At 60.9% G+C, this 17,063-nt stretch carries 17 protein-coding genes; 14 read left to right on the forward strand and 3 right to left on the reverse strand.

The features are described 5' to 3' along the window. Positions 1-33: 33 nt before the first annotated feature. Both EQW76_RS08590 and ybaL read right to left on the reverse strand, forming a co-directional pair. Positions 34-453 (reverse strand): hypothetical protein, encoded by a 420-nt coding sequence (locus tag EQW76_RS08590; RefSeq protein ID WP_142823986.1) that lies wholly within the window; start codon positions 451-453, stop codon positions 34-36. Positions 454-465: 12 nt separating this feature from the next. Continuing rightward, positions 466-2,292: a YbaL family putative K(+) efflux transporter gene (gene ybaL / locus EQW76_RS08595; protein ID WP_142823987.1), complete on the reverse strand. Its 1,827-nt coding sequence runs from the start codon at positions 2,290-2,292 to the stop codon at positions 466-468. Positions 2,293-2,372: 80 nt separating this feature from the next. Between ybaL and EQW76_RS08600 the strand changes: the two genes are divergently transcribed. The 14 genes from EQW76_RS08600 (at position 2,373) to EQW76_RS08665 (ending at position 15,444) form a co-directional block, all read left to right on the forward strand. Further along, positions 2,373-2,624, forward strand: coding sequence for a helix-turn-helix transcriptional regulator (locus tag EQW76_RS08600; protein ID WP_142823988.1), 252 nt, complete (start codon positions 2,373-2,375; stop codon positions 2,622-2,624). A gap of 750 nt (positions 2,625-3,374) precedes the next feature. Further along, positions 3,375-5,009 carry a globin-coupled sensor protein gene (locus tag EQW76_RS08605; RefSeq protein ID WP_142823989.1) on the forward strand — a complete coding sequence of 545 codons (1,635 nt, stop codon included), beginning with the start codon at positions 3,375-3,377 and terminating at the stop codon, positions 5,007-5,009. A 60-nt stretch (positions 5,010-5,069) separates the two neighbouring features. Further along, positions 5,070-5,366, forward strand: coding sequence for an STAS domain-containing protein (locus EQW76_RS08610; protein ID WP_111216772.1), 297 nt, complete (start codon positions 5,070-5,072; stop codon positions 5,364-5,366). Continuing rightward, complete coding sequence (gene cheY1 / locus EQW76_RS08615; protein WP_111216774.1) at positions 5,363-5,728, forward strand: chemotaxis response regulator CheY1; 366 nt, start codon at positions 5,363-5,365, stop codon at positions 5,726-5,728. Before EQW76_RS08610 ends, cheY1 begins: the two co-directional genes overlap by 4 nt. A 15-nt stretch (positions 5,729-5,743) precedes the next feature. Then, positions 5,744-8,011, forward strand: coding sequence for a chemotaxis protein CheA (locus tag EQW76_RS08620; RefSeq protein ID WP_142823990.1), 2,268 nt, complete (start codon positions 5,744-5,746; stop codon positions 8,009-8,011). A gap of 4 nt (positions 8,012-8,015) precedes the next feature. Beyond that, positions 8,016-8,483 (forward strand): chemotaxis protein CheW, encoded by a 468-nt coding sequence (locus EQW76_RS08625; RefSeq protein WP_111216778.1) that lies wholly within the window; start codon positions 8,016-8,018, stop codon positions 8,481-8,483. After that, complete coding sequence (gene cheR / locus EQW76_RS08630) at positions 8,480-9,388, forward strand: protein-glutamate O-methyltransferase CheR (protein ID WP_142823991.1); 909 nt, start codon at positions 8,480-8,482, stop codon at positions 9,386-9,388. Before EQW76_RS08625 ends, cheR begins: the two co-directional genes overlap by 4 nt. After that, the gene (gene cheB / locus EQW76_RS08635; RefSeq protein ID WP_142823992.1) at positions 9,385-10,431 is read left to right on the forward strand and encodes a protein-glutamate O-methylesterase CheB; all 1,047 of its coding nucleotides are present in this window, start codon (positions 9,385-9,387) and stop codon (positions 10,429-10,431) included. Before cheR ends, cheB begins: the two co-directional genes overlap by 4 nt. Beyond that, entirely contained in the window at positions 10,431-10,820 is a 390-nt protein-coding gene (locus EQW76_RS08640; RefSeq protein ID WP_111216784.1) for a response regulator, read from the forward strand. Before cheB ends, EQW76_RS08640 begins: the two co-directional genes overlap by 1 nt. Further along, positions 10,817-11,371, forward strand: coding sequence for a chemoreceptor glutamine deamidase CheD (cheD, locus tag EQW76_RS08645; protein WP_111216786.1), 555 nt, complete (start codon positions 10,817-10,819; stop codon positions 11,369-11,371). Before EQW76_RS08640 ends, cheD begins: the two co-directional genes overlap by 4 nt. Before the next feature lie 16 nt (positions 11,372-11,387). Further along, a complete protein-coding gene (locus tag EQW76_RS08650; RefSeq protein ID WP_142823993.1) occupies positions 11,388-11,774 on the forward strand; it encodes a hypothetical protein in 387 nt (128 codons plus the stop codon). A 162-nt stretch (positions 11,775-11,936) separates the two neighbouring features. Next, a complete protein-coding gene (gene fliF, locus EQW76_RS08655; protein WP_142823994.1) occupies positions 11,937-13,628 on the forward strand; it encodes a flagellar basal-body MS-ring/collar protein FliF in 1,692 nt (563 codons plus the stop codon). Positions 13,629-13,950: 322 nt separating this feature from the next. Further along, positions 13,951-14,691, forward strand: a complete 741-nt coding sequence (locus EQW76_RS08660; protein WP_142823995.1) for a helix-turn-helix transcriptional regulator — start codon at positions 13,951-13,953, stop codon at positions 14,689-14,691. Between the two features lie 9 nt (positions 14,692-14,700). After that, positions 14,701-15,444 (forward strand): helix-turn-helix transcriptional regulator, encoded by a 744-nt coding sequence (locus tag EQW76_RS08665; protein WP_142823996.1) that lies wholly within the window; start codon positions 14,701-14,703, stop codon positions 15,442-15,444. 84 nt (positions 15,445-15,528) lie between these two features. On the opposite strand, the gene EQW76_RS08670 is transcribed toward EQW76_RS08665, so the two are convergent. After that, positions 15,529-17,031, reverse strand: coding sequence for a DegQ family serine endoprotease (locus EQW76_RS08670; protein ID WP_142823997.1), 1,503 nt, complete (start codon positions 17,029-17,031; stop codon positions 15,529-15,531). Positions 17,032-17,063: the final 32 nt, after the last annotated feature.

Below are 17,063 nucleotides of genomic sequence, written 5' to 3' on the forward strand. Positions count from 1 at the left end.
TGTAAAGGGAGATGCGCCGAAGCGCGCGTTCGGTCAGGCGGAAGCAGCCGGCGGGCCACGGGCCAGGTAGGCGCGGACGTTGCCGGGCCCGGAAAGCGATGAAGCCAGCGGTGGCAGGCACCCGGCGTCGTCGTCGAAAATGTGGATCGGCGTGGCGAAGGCTAGCAGCGCAGCGTTGCCATCATGCCAGCTGGCCTTGGGCTCGGCACTGCGCTCGGCAGCGACGACGCCCCGGGCATTGTCGCGCTGGGTGATGTAATGAGGCTGCTGGCTGCCCTTGGCCGCAGAAAAATTGTTGGTCTCTGTACTGGCGAACGTTGCAAAGCCGCCACCGAGGGCAAGACCCAGATAGGCAAAGAAAGCAACGATCAACGACGCCATCACGCGGGGCACCGCGCCGCGAGGCTGTCTCATCTCTTCGCTGTCGGCAATGCCGTCGTCGGACAGGCTCAAGGGCTAAACGACCTATTCACGTGCAGTTACAAGCGTGTCAGCTATTCTATCAGCCGACGGCGCATCTTCATAGAGAGGCCTGTCATGATGCACTTGACGCAGCCGGTCAACCATCCCCAGCGCAATTTCCCGCTCGCCCATGATGACGGTATCGGCGCCATAGCGCGTCAGTTCGTCCACCTCGGCGTCAGAATGGGCCCGCGCGACGATCAGGATTGATGGATTGAGGCTGCGCGCCTGTTCGGCGACACTGCAGGCCTCAAAGGCATTCGGGATGGCGATCACGAGGCTGCGGGCGGCGGTGAGATTGGCGAACCCCAGAACTTCCGCAGAGGCAGCATTGCCGGAAATTGCCTCTATGCCGCTGTCCCTGAGGTCGATGACGCGTTTTTCTGCATCTTCGATGACCAGGAATGGTGTACCGGAAGACAGGAGGTTCTGGCCAACGATGCTGCCGACCCGGCCGTACCCGACGACCACGACATGTCCGGTGAGTGTCGTCGGGCCAGGGTCCCGCTCGGCGCCGATAACCGGCACCTCCTCTTCCGCAGCGTGCGTCTGTGCCGCTGCATCCGCTTCAGCACTGGCGTCCTGCAACGAGCTGTTTTTGGCATCGAGACGACGCTTGAGCCGGCCGCAGCCATAGAAGACGAGTGGGTTGAGGATGATCGAGATGATGGCGCCGGCAAGGATGAGGTCGCGGCCCTGCTCGGGCAGCAGGCGGAGTTCGACGCCCATTGCTGCGAGGATAAAGGAGAATTCGCCGATTTGCGCCAGACTTGCTGAAATCGTCAGCGCCGTGCCGATCGGCTTGCGGAATGCCAGCACGATCAGGAAGGCGGCGGCAGACTTGCCGACCACGATGATGAACACCGTCGCCAACACCAGCAGCGGATGCTCCAGCAGGATGCTGGGATCGAACAGCATGCCGACCGAGACGAAGAACAGCACCGCGAAGGCATCGCGCAGAGGCAGGCTTTCCTGCGCGGCGCGATGGCTGAGTTCGCTTTCGGCAAGCACCATGCCAGCAAAGAAGGCGCCGAGTGCCAGCGACACGCCGAACAGCTTGGCCGCACCGAAGGCGACGCCGAGCGCAATCGCCAGCACGCCAAGACGGAAAAGTTCGCGCGAGCCGGTATGGGCGGTGCGATGCAGGATCCACGGAATAACGCGGCGCCCGAAGACCAGCATCAGCGCCACGAACAGCGCCACCTTCAGCAAGGTCATGCCGATGATGCCGCCAATTCCGAGATCGAGATCGAACAGCCTGTTGACAGCGGCGGAAAGCGGCTCGACCGGCGCATGACCATCGCCGGAAATACTGGCGGCGGCGGGGATCAGCACCAGCGCCAGAACCATCGCCAGATCCTCGACAATCAGCCAGCCGACTGCGATCTTGCCGCGCTCTGTCTCGACGAGACGACGCTCCTGCAGCGCCTTCAGCAGCACGACGGTAGAGGCGACAGACAGCGCCAGGCCGAAGACGAGACTGCCGCCGAGCGACCAGCCCATCAATTCGCCGAGCCCCCAGCCGAGCAGTGTGGCAAAGGCGATCTGCACGAGAGCTCCCGGAACCGCGATGAAGCGCACCGACAGCAGGTCTTTCAGCGAAAAATGCAGGCCGACGCCGAACATCAGGAGAATGACGCCGATTTCAGCAAGCTCGGGTGCCAACCCTTGGTCGGCGACGAAGCCCGGCGTATAGGGGCCTGCAAGGACACCGGCGACGAGGTAGCCGACCAGCGGCGGCATGCGAAGCTTGTTGGCGATGGCGCCGAAGATGAAAGCCAGCACGAGACCCATGACGATCGTTGAGATCAAAGGTGTGTCGTGCGGCATCGTGGTGTCCCCCGGCTGGAAATCCTGTAAATAATATGACATATATGGTCTAGAGTGACCAATATGGGTATTTTTGAGCCGTGAATCAAGGCAGTAAGCCAGCTATTCTGACGCCCGCGCATTGTCGTGCGGCGCGCGGCTTCCTGGATTGGACGCAAAGCGACCTTGCGGAAAAAGCCGGCGTCTCGCGCAGCACCATACGCGACTACGAAGGCGCCCGGCACGACATCCATCGCGCCACCGAAGCACAGCTTAAACTGGCTCTAGAAGACGGCGGCGTCGTCTTTACCAACATCGATCCGCTTGGATGGACCGTCGGTTTGCGGAAGTGAAGCATCCACCAGGGTAGGAGTTAGACCTTCGAGCGACTTCGACTGCGAAGAAAGCTGACGATACTTTCCAGCCGGCAATCAATCCTGTCAACGCCTGAAGGTTTCATTCAAGATATTGGGACAGGTGGCTCGCTGCCACGAGGAAATGCGTCGGCTTCCGACAACGTATCGAATATCCATCGCGTGGCAGATCGCGATATTATTGAAGTTGCGTTTGCGAAGCTTGCTTAAAGAACCCGGAGGGCAACCTTTTGCCGCGAGTCGTCGATGCGGCTCAAAATGGTGAATGCAAACAGCGTTATGCTGGCAATGAGCGTAGCGCTCAGACCAAGAACAATCATTGCTCTTACCTCAAAGGGGCGTGGACGTGACTCTGACTTTACAGTTAGGCCGTCAACCTTGCGTGTGACTTGTGGCTCTACTCTAGCAGCAATAATACTTCGCCGCATAAAAGATTTATTCGAATGCGCTCATCTTCGACGGTGTGTTAACCTTCAAGCAAGGAATTAACCATAAACATTGAGTTACACGTCGGAATGGGAAGATATTGCTCCTCCCCACCAGGCATGACGCCGCCCCCTCGTACCGGATATTGGCCCGGATCTCTCCTAGACAGTTTCAACCTAGATGAACGCGTCGCGCATTGCCGTCGGGTCTCAAGATCCCCAATGCCCGTGCCCCATCGCAGACCGTTGATATTGAACGATTGCATAATTCCGCTGGGACATTCGTCCCGGCATCGCGGCGGGAATGGTTTTGACACAGGACTCGATACCAGAGCAGGGACAAAGGACGCAGGCAGGCAGCCTTCGCGATCGTTTGCGCTTTGCCGGCCTCGATGCCGACCAGTGCGAAGCGCTCCGCCGCCACCGCCCGATGCTCCAGTCGCATCTGAAAGCGGGCCTGCGCGATCTCTTCCACCGCTTCCAGTCCATGCCCGATGCGGCACGAAATTTCACCAGCGAAGCGCAGCTCGAGCGGCTGCACGATCTGCAATCGTCCCATTGGGATGTGCTGACGGATGCGCGCTTCGACAGTCTCTATGCCGAGCGGGTCAAAGTCCTCGCTGATTCCGAGAGCAAGATGGGCCTCGACCCGCGTTGGCACGTTGCCGGCCATGGTGTCATATTGGAACATCTGCTGGCGGGCGTCATCGGCGATCTCGCCGGTGGTTCGATGTTGCCGGCCGGCAAGCGCCGTGCCCGGGAATCTGCCGAACTCGTGGCGAGCCTCGTCAGGCTTGTCATGGTCGACGTCGAAATCGCCGTGTCATTGCGCTTCAATGAAATGCGCATCCAGCACCAGCGCACCTTGGCAGAGCAGCGCGTCACCGACCAGGCCGAGGCCCGCGCCATCTTCGCCGATGTCATCAGTGGTCTCGGTGAACGTGACCTGACGGTGCGCGCACCGACCGACGTCCCCGAAGCCTATGCCGAGCTTGTCGCAATGCTCAACACGACGCTCGAAGCCATACAGGGTGAATTCGGTTCGCTCTCCGCCCGTGTGCAGACGATAGAGACCGCCGCAGACCGCATCGCCGTCGACAGCCGCAGCCTCGATACATCAGCCGCCGACCACGCCGGGCAGTTGATCGCCAATGCACGGCTTCTGGCCGGGCTGGCAGATCAGGTGCGCGACAATGCTGCGACGACGCGCTCGGCCGAGCGGGAAGCGGTCAAGACGCGCAAGGCCGCCGAAGACAGTGGCCAGATTGTCGGCGAGGCGATTGCCGCCATGGCTGACATCGAGACCTCCGCCGAAAAGATCGGCCAGATCATCGGCAGCATCGACGAGATTGCCTTTCAGACCAACCTGCTCGCCCTCAATGCCGGCATCGAGGCAGCCCGGGCCGGGGATTCAGGCCGCGGATTTGCTGTCGTCGCCCAGGAAGTGCGGGCTCTAGCCCAGCGCTCCGCCGAGGCCGCCCGCGAGATCAAGACACTGGTGACCGGCACCAAGGCGCAGGTCGTTGCCGGCGTCCAGATGGTTGGCCGCACACAGGATGCCATCGGCGGCATCGTCCTCCAGGTTACCGGTATCAACGACGCCATCTCGGGTATCGCCGATGCGACCGATGCACAGGCAGCCGACCTTCGCGCGGTCACCGCAGAAGTCGACATGCTGGGCACGAAGGTCGCCGCATCGAGCAGCCTTGCCCGCAGTTCGGGCGATGAGGCCGATCACCTCCACACGGTGGTGGTCGAGCTCGGCCAGACGATCCGCGAATTCCGCGTGGCGCGCCAGAAGCAGTTTTCCAGCGACAGGGTTGCGCCGGTACGCCCGGACATCAAGCCCGTCGCACCGCTCGGCGAAGGGGCAGCCGGGGATCACTACGATTTCCCGTTGCGGGTCGCAGGCTTCGGGGGTGACCGGAGTGTTTACTGACGATCGCACCTCTCGGCCGCATGCGTCGAAGACAGAATTCAACCGACAAGGAAGGCAGTAATGGCAGCGAAGAAGGCAGACAAAAAGATCAGCCTGGTGGCAGTGCTGGACCTCAACGAGGCCTCGACGCTCCGCAGCAAGCTCATGGGGCTACGTGGAAACAATGTTGTGGTCGACGCCTCCGGCGTCGAACGGGTCGGCGCCCTCTGCGTCCAGGTGATCATGGCTGCTGCCAAGACCTGGGAAGAGGACAAGCTTTCCTTCACCTTTTCGAAGGTGTCGGATGCATTTCAGAAAACCATGCAGCTGATCGGGGTCAACATAGATCACCTGCTCGCAAAGGAGATCCGGCAATGAAGAAAAAAGTGCTCACCGTGGATGATTCACGGACAATTCGAAACATGCTGCTCGTCACCCTCAACAATGCCGGTTTCGAAACGATCCAGGCAGAGGACGGCATCGAAGGCCTGGAAGTGCTGGAAGGCGCCAATCCTGACGTCATCGTCACCGACATCAACATGCCGCGTCTCGACGGTTTTGGCTTCATCGAAGGTGTCCGCCGCAACGAAAAGTTCCGCGCCATCCCGATCCTGGTGCTGACGACGGAAAGCGACGCGGAAAAGAAAAACCGCGCACGCCAGGCCGGCGCCACCGGCTGGATCGTCAAGCCCTTCGACCCGGTCAAACTGATCGATGCTATCGAGCGTGTAACCGCTTAATTAGGATTTCTTCCGATGGATATGAACGAAATCAAAGAGATTTTTTTCCAAGAGTGCGAAGAACAGCTCGCCGAACTGGAATCGGGTCTTCTGAAGTTGAATGATGGCGACCGCGATCCGGAAACCGTCAATGCCGTCTTTCGTGCCGTTCATTCCATCAAGGGTGGGGCAGGGGCTTTCGGTCTCGAAGACCTTGTTGCCTTCGCCCACGTTTTCGAGACGACGCTCGATTGCGTCCGCTCCAACAAGCTTGAGCCGAACCAGGACGTTCTGAAGGTCATGCTGAAGGCGGCCGATGTGCTCGCCGACCTCACCAACGTCGCCCGCGACGGCGGTACCGTCGACCAGAGCAGAAGCCGTGGCCTCGTCAAGGAACTCGAAGCACTGGCTCAGGGGGTCATGCCCTCCGCCTCGTCGCACCATCACGAGGCACCCGCGCCCAAATCTGTCGCGGTTGCTGCTCCCGTTGCTGCGCCCGCACCGAGCGACGACAGCGGCTTCCAGCCTGTGCCCTTTACCTTCGACGAGTTCGACGGCGCCGAGGACGTAGTGGCCGAGCTGCCGCAATACGATATCAGCTTCAAGCCTCGCAACGAGCTATATGCCAAGGGCAACGACGCGACGCTCCTGCTGCGCGACCTGTCGCGACTAGGCGAGATGAGCATCCGCTGCAACATGCAGACGCTCCCCGCCTTGCAGGATCTCGATGCGGAAGGCGCCTATTTCAGCTGGACGATCTCGATCAAGACCGATAGGGGCGAAGACGCGGTCCGTACCGTATTCGAATTTGCCGAATGGGACTGCGAACTGGAGATCAAGGTCGCTGAAGATCTCGACGCAGCCGTCTCGGCGGAAGAACTTCCGATGATACCGGTGCCGTTCGATCTCTCGTCGCTTGATGACGACGTTGCACCCGCAGACGATGAAGTGGCGTCCACGCCGGCCGCCGCCGCTGTCATGGCTGCGGACACCGCAAGCAATGTCACGCCCATCGCCTCGGCCGCTGCCCGCGCTGAAAAGAGGGAGCCGCCGGCCGCCGCTGCGAATGCAGCCGGTGCCAACAGCACCGTCGCCGCCGGCCAGACCATCCGCGTCGACCTCGACCGCGTCGACAGGCTGATCAATCTCGTCGGCGAACTGGTCATCAACCAGGCAATGCTGTCACAGAGCGTCGTCGAGAACGACAGCAACGGCACATCGTCGATCAATATGGGCCTCGAGGAGCTGCAGCAGCTCACCCGCGAGATCCAGGACTCGGTCATGGCGATCCGCGCCCAGCCGGTCAAGCCGGTGTTCCAGCGCATGTCGCGTATCGTCCGCGAAATCGCCGACATGACCGGCAAGCAGATCCGTCTCGTCACCGAGGGGGAAAATACCGAAGTCGACAAGACGGTTATCGACAAGCTCGCCGAGCCGCTGACCCACATGATCCGCAACGCCGTCGACCACGGCGTCGAGAGCCCGGAAAAGCGCATTGCGCTCGGCAAGAACCCCGAGGGCACCGTCCGCCTGACGGCCAAGCACCGCTCCGGTCGCATCCTGATCGAACTGGCCGACGATGGCGCCGGCATCAATCGCGAACGTGTCCGCCAGAAGGCTATCGAGAACGAGCTGATCCCGTCCGACGCCAATCTGACGGACGAGGAAATCGACAACCTGATCTTCCTTCCAGGCTTCTCGACTGCCGACAAGATCTCCGACATCTCCGGTCGCGGCGTCGGCATGGACGTGGTCAAGCGCTCCATCCAGGCCTTGGGCGGCCGTATCAACATCACGTCCAAGCCGGGCCACGGCTCCGTCTTCACGATGAGCCTGCCGCTGACCCTCGCAGTCCTCGATGGCATGGTGGTGACTGTTGCCGGCCAGACCCTCGTCGTGCCCTTGACCGCTATCGTCGAAACCCTGCAGCCGGAAGCCGCCGCCATCCACTCCTTCGGCGCCAACCATCGCCTGATCTCGATCCGCAATTCCTTCTGCCCACTGATCGACGTCGGCCGCATCCTGAACTTCCGTGCCACCCAGGCCAACCCGGTCGAGGGCGTCGCACTGCTGGTGGAATCGGAAGGCGGAGGGCAGCGCGCGCTCATGGTCGATGCCATCCAGGGCCAGCGCCAGGTCGTCATCAAGAGCCTCGAGGCCAACTACACCCATGTCCCGGGTATCGCGGCAGCGACAATCCTCGGCGACGGTCGCGTGGCCTTGATCCTGGACGTCGATGCCGTCGTGGCGGCTTCGCGCGGCCAGGCACTGAAGGCCGAGATGTCCTACGCGGCGGCGGGGTAAGATCATGTCCCAACCGCTCAAGGCTGCAGCACAAGGTATGCGCGAACTGATCGCCTTCCGCATCGGCGATCAGGAATTCTGCATCAATGTCATGTCGGTACGAGAGATCCGCGGCTGGACGCCGGCAACGGGGATCCCGTACGCTCCACCCTATGTCCTCGGTGTCATCAATCTGCGCGGCGTCGTGCTGCCGATCATGGACCTGTCCGCCCGCCTCGGCATGCGGCCGTCCGAACCGAGCGTCCGCCACGTTATCATCGTGACGCAGGTGAGAAGGCACACGGTCGGCCTGCTGGTCGAGGCCGTCTCCGACATTCTGACGATCAACGAAGACATCATCCAGCCGACGCCTGAAATGGCGTCCGACCTGCAGAAGCAGTTCGCCCGCGGGATCTTGTCGATCGATCGTCGGATGATCTGCCTGATCGAACTCGAAACCCTGTTCCCCGACATCGAAAGCCAAGCAGCATGAGTGTTATGGGATTTGCAGAAAGCCGGCAGTCGCCCGATGAAGTCCTTGCCAGTGGTGAATATCCGCTGACACGCCGGGACCTGATGGAAGTCGCCGCGATGATTTACGCAGATGCCGGTATTTCGCTCAACGAGACCAAGGCATCGCTCGTTTACTCACGGCTGTCGAAGCATATCCGCAATCTCGGCATTTCCGGCTTTCGCGAATATTGTCAGCTCGTGTCGTCGCCTGCCGGAGCTGCTGCCCGCAGGGAAATGCTGTCGCACCTGACCACCAATTTCACCCGCTTCTTCCGCGAAAATCATCACTTCGACCATCTGCGCACAGAAGTGTTGCCGGGCCTGCTCGCCCGTGCCAAGGCCGGCGGCCGGGTGCGGATATGGTCGGCAGCCAGTTCAGACGGTCAGGAGCCCTATTCGATCGCGCTCACCGTACTGTCGTTGATGCCGAACGCCGCGGATTACGATTTCCGGATCCTGGCGACCGACATCGACCCGAAGATCTTGGCTATCGCACGCACCGGCGCCTATGACGAAGCGGCTCTCGAGACGGTCTCGCCTGCGATGCGCAAGCAATGGTTCCAGGAAGTCGAGATCCAGGGCCGCAGGAAGTTCCAGGTCGACGATCGCGTCAAGCGGCTGGTCACCTACAACGAATTGAACCTGATGGCACAATGGCCGTTCAAGGGCAATTTCGACGTCATTTTCTGCCGCAACGTCGTCATCTACTTCGACGAGCCGACCCAGGTGAAAATCTGGCAGCGCTTCGCCGGTCTTCTGCCGGACAAGGGGCATCTTTATATCGGCCACTCCGAGCGCGTGTCCGGCCCGGCCAAGGACGTCTTCGACAATATCGGCATCACCACCTACCGCTATATCGGCAAAGGCGCGGGGAACAAGTCATGAGCGCTCCGGCCCGCGTCCTTGTCGTTGATGACTCCGCCACCATGCGGGGTCTGATCACGGCGATCCTCAGTTCCGATCCCGGGGTCAACGTCGTTGGCCAGGCGAGCGATGCCCTGGAGGCCCGTGCCGCCATCAAGGAACTCAATCCCGACGTCATCACGCTCGACATCGAGATGCCGAACATGAACGGCCTGGAGTTCCTCGAGAAGATCATGAAGCTTAGGCCGATGCCGGTGATCATGGTATCGACCATGACACACCGGGGCGCCGAGGCGAGCCTCGCGGCACTGGAGATCGGCGCCTTCGATTGCGTCGGCAAACCTGTCGCCGGCGAGCGTAACCCCTTCGGCGATCTCGTCGAAAAAGTGAAGGCTGCGGCCCGCTCGCAGCGCCAGTTTGCCAGCCAGGCGGCCCGCCAGGCTCCGGTAACGCCAACTGCCGTCGCCGACTTCCGGGTCGGCCGGAAGATCGTTGCCATCGGCTCGTCGACAGGTGGTGTAGAGGCGCTGATCGCCGTCCTGCAGAAATTCCCGGCAAACTGTCCGCCGACCGTTATTACCCAGCACATGCCGCAGACCTTCACCAAAAGCTTTGCCGAGCGGCTGAACCGTCTCTGCGCACCGGTGGTGCAGGAAGCGACTGACGGTGCACGGCTGGAGATCGGCAAGATCTATCTCGCACCCGGTGGCGAGCGTCATCTGCAGGTCGCCAGTGCCTCGGCGCCGCATTGCCGTCTGATCGACCGCGATCCGGTAAACGGTCATCGGCCCTCCGTAGACGTTCTGTTCGATTCGGTTGCAGAACTGGCCGGGCGCAACGCCGTGGGTGTGATCCTGACCGGGATGGGTCGTGACGGGGCCGCAGGTTTACTAAAAATGCGCCATGCTGGTGCAAGAACCATCGGACAGAACGAAAAAACCTGCGTTGTTTACGGAATGCCAAGAGTTGCACACGAACTTGGCGCGGTTGAGCAGCAGCTTGCACTGTCTGCCATCGGTGACGAAATATTGAAAATGACAGCCGCCCGAAAGGAGAGCGAATAATGTCTCTTGCGGAGAAAATCAAAGTCCTGATCGTTGATGATCAGGTCACCAGCCGCCTACTCTTGAGTGATGCCTTGACCCAACTCGGCTTCAAGCAAATCACGTCGGCTGGCGACGGCGAACAGGGGATGAAGATCATGGCGCAGCAGCCCCATCATCTTGTCATCTCTGACTTCAACATGCCGAAGATGGACGGCCTGGGCTTGCTCCAGGCGGTCCGGACGAATCCGGCCACCAAGAAAGCCGCGTTCATCATCCTGACCGCGCAGGGCGACCGTGCCCTGGTGCAGAAGGCGGCGGCCCTGGGTGCAAACAACGTTCTCGCCAAGCCCTTTACCATCGAGAAGATGAAGGCGGCTATCGAGGCTGTGTTTGGAGCCCTGAAATGATCACCGAGGGTGCAGTCCGGCGCGTGCACATCATACAAGGCGAGTACAAGGTTCTCAGCGACCCGGATGCGGTGCTGTCGACCATTCTCGGCTCGTGCGTGGCTGCATGTTTGCGTGATCCTGTCGCCGGTGTCGGCGGCATGAACCACTTTCTGTTGCCGGGCAATGCCGGCTCGCCGATGACCGGCGGAGATGCGACGCGCTATGGCGTCCATCTCATGGAATTGCTGATCAACGGGCTCCTTAAGCAGGGAGCCCGCCGCGATCGGCTGGAAGCCAAGATATTTGGGGGTGCGAAGACGATTGCGACCTTCTCGAATGTCGGCGAACAGAATGCCGCATTTGCCGTGCAGTTCCTGCGTGACGAAGGCATTCGTGTCGTCGGCTCCAGCACGGGGGGCGACCACGGGCGCAAGGTTGAATTCTGGCCGGTATCGGGTCGGGCGCGGCAATATCCGCTGACCGGTGCCGAAACCAAGAAGACGGTCGATCTTGAGCGCCGTCCGGTCGTTGCAGCCAGGCCTGTCGAAAACACGGTCGAATTCTTTTGAAAAGCGAGGTCTACTCATGAACGCTATCTCGTCTACGGAGGCTTCGACTGTCGAGGAGGCGCTGCCCGCCATCCTCATGCGGATAGTTTCTGAGTTGCATGACGTCGCCTACCTGATCGAGCGCATCGAGCCGCAACTGCTGGAACTGAAAGGCATCGACGCGCAGTCGCCGGATTCCATGAAGGTCATGCAGGGCATCGATCTCGCCGTGCAGAAAACCCGCGGCATCGCCGAGTTCATCGATACCTTTACGGCTGAAATTCCGGAAGCGTGGATCGTCGACGTCGCGACCGCACTGAGCCTGGTGAAGCTCTCCGAAATGCAAAGGGCCCTCGGCGGCGGCGTTCGTCACGGCCATTCGCAGCCGCTAAGTAAGGCTGCCGGCGACTTCGACTTCTTCTAGTCGCCACGCAAATCGAAACGCAAGACGCGGTCTTCCGCGGCTTACTCCGAGCCCACGCGACCCCCGACCGCGTTGGAAGAAACGCTCGCGCAAGCTTCGCTGCCTATCTTCGCTGCAGGGCACAAAGCCAGTTTGGTCTTTGACGAAGCGTGCGAGAACAGAATGAATCTGTTAAATCAACTACTTCAGATATTGAAGAATGTTCAGAATCTAGGCCGAAACCGCCTTATGGCGTTAGGCGGCGTCGCAGTGCTTTCCATTGCCGTGGTTCTGGGCGCAGCCCTTTACGTCAATAAGCCCGCCCAGGAGACACTTTACGTCGGCCTGGACAAGCCGGACCTCAACCAGATCAGCATCGCGCTTGCAGAAGCCAATATCGCATTCCAGGTCGGCACCGACGGGACCAGCGTCACGGTCCCTGCAGGCACCACAGGCAAGGCGCGTCTGCTGCTCGCCGAAAAAGGCCTCCCCAACAGCACCAATGCCGGCTACGAACTGTTTGACAATGTCGGCTCTCTCGGCCTGACCTCCTTCATGCAGGAAGTCACTCGCGTTCGCGCTCTCGAAGGTGAGATCGGTCGCACCATCACCTCGATCAACGGCATCAGCGCCGCCCGCGTTCACATCGTTATGCCCGATGTCGGCAACTTTCGCAAAGCCGGGCAAAAGCCCACAGCCTCCGTCATGATCCGCGCCGGCTCCGAAGCTGGCCGCAAGTCTGCCCAGTCCATTCGCCATCTCGTCGCCTCGGCCGTGCCCGGCCTCGAAGTCGACGACGTTACGATCCTGGATTCCACCGGCCAGCTGCTCGCCTCCGGCGACGATCCGGGCAACAATGCCCTCAACCGTAACCTCGGCATTGTCCAGAACGTCCAGAGCGAGGTCGAGAAGAACATCGACAAGGCGCTTGCTCCGTTCCTCGGCATGGACAATTTCCGCTCCAGCGTCACGGCGCAGCTGAATACGGACACGCAGCAGATCCAGTCGACGGTCTACGATCCGGAATCCAAGGTCGAGCGCTCGGTCCGCACCACCAAAGAAAACCAGAAATCACAGCAGCAGCAGTCTGACACGGCTGCGACGGTCGAACAGAACATCCCCCAGGCGGCGCCCGCATCGGGTGGCGCCAGCCCGCAAAACAGTGACCAGACCGACAAGAAGGACGAGCAGACCAACTACGAGATCAACAGCACGACCACGGCCACCGTCCGTAACAGCTACAAGCTCGAGAAGCTTTCGGTCGCCGTCGTCGTTAACAAGGGTCGCATCGCCAAGATGGTTGGTGAACCCGCCGACCAGGCGAAGATCGACGCCTATATCGCCGACATGCAGAAGATCGTCGCGACGGCTGCCGGCCTCGACCCCAAGCGCGGCGATATCATTACCGTCAACGCCATGGATTTCCTCGACACCCAGTTGCTCGACGACACGGCCTCTAGCCCCGGCATCATGGACATGCTGAGCCGCAACATGGCTGGCATCATCAACTCGCTCGCCTTCGTCGTCGTCGCCTTCCTGATCATTATGATGGGCTTCCGTCCTTTGATCCGCTCGGTAGCCGGTGGACGCCTGGCCGGTACAGAAGCCGATAGCGCCCTGCCGGATGCAGCAGGCCTGGAGCTGCCGGACTTTGCTCCGGGCGGTGCCGGCGCCGGTGGCGCCCTGATGGACGGCTTCGGCTCCGACTTCGGCTTCGACAGCACCGACGACCTGCTGACGATGGGCGACGACGACGGCAACTTCAATCGCCGCGTCAAGGAAGGCCCGGAACGTCGCCTGTCGCGCATGGTGGAAATGAGCGAAGAACGCGCTGCGAAAATCCTCCGAAAATGGGCAGTCGACGTCGCCGCCTGACACAAGGGCCGGGTTCATTCCCGGCCTTTTTTCGTGATCGGTCCGACGCCTTTGTTCTTCCCGAAAGCCGGCCATTGATGGTTTTGCAGAATCGTTTTAACGTTGAACCGGGGAATGGATCAGGGGGCCGATTTTGATCGTATATTCAAATACAGAGAATAGATGTCTCCGAAATCCTTAGAACTTGGAGGTCTGCTGCTCCAGGGTGTACGTTTGTTCATAGTGATTCGGGGACAGAGAGTTAAAACACTCAAGGTCAGATTTAGTCCAGGCAGGACGTCCTAGCGCCCACGTTAAACGTTTAACATGGCAGGAAATGCAAATGGACATGAATATACTTCAGGCGAGCCGCAGCGAAGGGGATGTTATTCTCCCAACGCTTCCCGCCAAGAGCATGACCCGTGACCAGCTTATCCTGCGTCTGATGGACGTCGCAGGCTCCCCCTACATCCATTCGGGCCTGCGCGCCCTGACCGATTATATCGGCGCCTCCCACTATATGCTCGCCCGCTGCGACCTGCTCCAGGAGAGCGGCCTCGATTTCGTCATGTCGTCCGACTGGCCGTTCGATCTCGTCCGGCGGCTGGCATCCCATCTCGTCGGCGCCTATGTGCGGACCACCGAGATCGAGAAGTGCATGTTGCTGTTCCAGCCAAGCTTTTCGGTTTTGCCCGACGACGTGACCTTGCCGGAGGGATCGAGCCGCCAGTACTGCTCGCTGACACTCAATGTCGGCCGCACCCGGCTGTCGCTGATGCTGCTCTATCGTGACGGTTTCATCCTGTCGCCCGAACGTCTTCGCGAAGTCGGGTTGCTGACGGCCTATTTCGCGAGCTTCGGGCATTGCGTCGAGGGCAAGGGCGAGCGCAGCTTCGAATTGACGGACCGGGAGCTGGAATGCCTGTTCTGGATCGCCGAGGGCAAGACCAGCGACGAAATCGCCATGATTCTCGGCATCTCACGCAACACGATCAACAATTACATAACCAGCGTCATGCGCAAGACCGCAACCAAGACCCGGTCCGAAGCGATCGCGTTTGCGGTCAGAAACAATCTGGTCTGAGGGGTCACGATGAAATACGCGCCGGACAGAACGACCGTATCGCGCGAACTGAAGATGACGCGGGTTCACCGTATCTCCAGCCGTTCCGACCTTTTCCCGCGCCTAGTCGCGATGCAGAAACTGATCGACGCCCAGAATTTCGCAATTTACCGCGTCGCCGGTTCTGGCCTTCCCAACAGGCTGCGTCTGGTCTGCGAGCTGGAAAACTTCGGTCCGGCCAATCCCCTGGTCACGAAGGCCATTCTCGACGCTTACGGCGATGACATGCTGGAGCATCTCGAAAAATCGCTGCTGCCGCTCATGTGGAACGGCGTTGACGACGAGAGCACGGCCGAAGCCATCGATTTTGCCTCGTTCACATTGCGGCTGAAATCCAAGATGCTGCCCTATGCCGGCATTGTGTTTCCGGTCCGGCTGGGAACCGTGGGTAACGGAATCGTCCTGTTCACCGCCAATTTTATCGACGTCAGCAGCGACGTCATCGTCGATTTGCATGGTCGAAGCTGCCAGATCATGATGGATCTGCTATCGCTGGACGAACGGCGCAACTCTGCGGTGGAATCGTTGAGCGAGCGGGAAATCGCCTGCCTGCAACTGGCCGGAGACGGCCGGATCAGCGAAGAAATAGCGGACAAGCTTGGCCTTTCCGTGCATACGGTCAACGCCTATCTCGGCTCGGCGACGATCAAGCTCGATAGCGTCAATCGCATCCAGGCAATCGCGAAGTCCATCCGGCTTGGCTATATCAGCTGACATCACCGTCATCCATTCCTTCACTGCAGGCCGAAACGCGCTTCACCCGGCGTGTGCCGGGTGAAGCTTGAGCTCTGGACAGTATCAGGCAGCGGCGAAAGGCACGGCCACGAAGGTCTTTGTGCCGTCCCGTTCGATCATCAGCAGAACTGACTTGCGACCGGCCTTGCTGGCCTGCGCCACCTCAGCCTGAACGTCATGGGCGTTGCGGGCCGGCTTCTGGTTGACCGAGACGATCACATCGCCTGGCTGGATGCCGGCGGACGCTGCAGCCTTGTCGGGATTGACGCTTTCCACCACGACGCCTGTGACGCTATCGGGAAGATTGAGCGACTGGCGAACTTCCGGCGTCAGTTCCGCAAGCCCGATGCCCAGCGCAGGCTTGTGACCCTGCTGCGCGTCGCCGCTCTCGACGGAAGCCTGCTCGTCGCCTTTGTCGTTGCCGCCAACCGTTACCGGCAGGTCAACGGACTTACCGTCGCGCCACACTGTCAGGCTCTCCTTCGTACCCGGCGACAGGTCGGCCACGAAGCGCGACAGGTCCTTCGGCATTTTCACGGACCTGCCGCCGAGCCCGGTGATGATGTCGCCGCTCTTGACGCCGGCATTTGCGGCCGGCGTCCCGTCGCTTACCTGCGCCACCAGGGCACCCTGCGGCTGGGTCAAGCCAACGGCTTCGGCGATATCCTGCGTCACCGGCTGGATCTCGACGCCGAGATAGCCATGGTCGATCGAGCCGCTCTTCTCGAGCTTGGCGACGATGGTCTTTGCCTCGTCGGACGGAATGGCGAAGCCGACGCCGACGCTGCCGCCGTTGGGCGAGTAGATCGCCGTGTTGATGCCCACCACCTGGCCGTCGCTATCTACCAGCGGACCGCCGGAATTACCGTGGTTGATCGGCGCATCGATCTGGATGAAATCGTCGTAGGGGCCGCTGTGCAGGTCGCGGCCACGGGCGGAAACGATGCCGGCGGTGACCGTCGTGCCGATGCCGAAGGGATTGCCGATGGCGAGAATCTGGTCGCCGAGCTTCAGCTTGTCGGAATCGCCCCATGCGATGGTGGCAAGGGGCTTGGGAGACTGGATCTTGATGACGGCGAGGTCGGACTTCGGATCGGCGCCGAGCAGCTTAGCCGGGAGCTCCGTCCCGTCATCGAGGGTCACCTTGATGTCGATGGCCTTGTCGATCACGTGGTTGTTGGTGACGATCACGCCATCCGAGCTGATGATGAAGCCGGAACCGAGGGCCTGGCTGTGACCCTGGCGGCCCTGCGGCGCCTGTTGCGGCATCGGCATGCCCTGACCGCCGAAGAACTGGCGGAACTGCTGGTCCATCGGCGAACTGTCGCTGTCGTCGCTGACATTGTCGGCTTTCATCGTCGTGGTGATGGTGACGACCGCAGGCTTGTCGGCGCTGACGATCGGCGCAAACGAGCCGTTGGCGGCGATGATCCCGCCGACAGCGCCGGATTGGCCTGCGGCATTGGCGGCCGTGCTATTGAAAACCAGCGGCAGCGAGGCCGCCCCCAGGATGAAAGCAGCGCCAACGAGGGCTGCGGTCCGGTGTCTCTGAAGAATTGACGACATGATATTGGTCCCTTGCGAGCGTGTGAACACGA

Origin of the sequence: Rhizobium sp. rho-13.1, assembly GCF_007000305.1 — a bacterium.
GTDB lineage: Bacteria > Pseudomonadota > Alphaproteobacteria > Rhizobiales > Rhizobiaceae > Rhizobium > Rhizobium rhododendri.

Bases quoted from the DNA above. Each gene is read 5' to 3' on its own strand.
- ybaL (WP_142823987.1), bottom strand. From the start codon at position 2,292: ATGCCGCACGACACACCTTTGATCTCAACGATCGTCATGGGTCTCGTG.
- EQW76_RS08605 (WP_142823989.1), top strand. From the start codon at position 3,375: ATGGTTTTGACACAGGACTCGATACCAGAGCAGGGACAAAGGACGCAG.
- EQW76_RS08610 (WP_111216772.1), top strand. From the start codon at position 5,070: ATGGCAGCGAAGAAGGCAGACAAAAAGATCAGCCTGGTGGCAGTGCTG.
- cheY1 (WP_111216774.1), top strand. From the start codon at position 5,363: ATGAAGAAAAAAGTGCTCACCGTGGATGATTCACGGACAATTCGAAAC.
- EQW76_RS08620 (WP_142823990.1), top strand. From the start codon at position 5,744: ATGGATATGAACGAAATCAAAGAGATTTTTTTCCAAGAGTGCGAAGAA.
- EQW76_RS08625 (WP_111216778.1), top strand. From the start codon at position 8,016: ATGTCCCAACCGCTCAAGGCTGCAGCACAAGGTATGCGCGAACTGATC.
- cheR (WP_142823991.1), top strand. From the start codon at position 8,480: ATGAGTGTTATGGGATTTGCAGAAAGCCGGCAGTCGCCCGATGAAGTC.
- cheB (WP_142823992.1), top strand. From the start codon at position 9,385: ATGAGCGCTCCGGCCCGCGTCCTTGTCGTTGATGACTCCGCCACCATG.
- EQW76_RS08640 (WP_111216784.1), top strand. From the start codon at position 10,431: ATGTCTCTTGCGGAGAAAATCAAAGTCCTGATCGTTGATGATCAGGTC.
- cheD (WP_111216786.1), top strand. From the start codon at position 10,817: ATGATCACCGAGGGTGCAGTCCGGCGCGTGCACATCATACAAGGCGAG.
- EQW76_RS08650 (WP_142823993.1), top strand. From the start codon at position 11,388: ATGAACGCTATCTCGTCTACGGAGGCTTCGACTGTCGAGGAGGCGCTG.
- fliF (WP_142823994.1), top strand. From the start codon at position 11,937: ATGAATCTGTTAAATCAACTACTTCAGATATTGAAGAATGTTCAGAAT.
- EQW76_RS08660 (WP_142823995.1), top strand. From the start codon at position 13,951: ATGGACATGAATATACTTCAGGCGAGCCGCAGCGAAGGGGATGTTATT.
- EQW76_RS08665 (WP_142823996.1), top strand. From the start codon at position 14,701: ATGAAATACGCGCCGGACAGAACGACCGTATCGCGCGAACTGAAGATG.
- EQW76_RS08670 (WP_142823997.1), bottom strand. From the start codon at position 17,031: ATGTCGTCAATTCTTCAGAGACACCGGACCGCAGCCCTCGTTGGCGCT.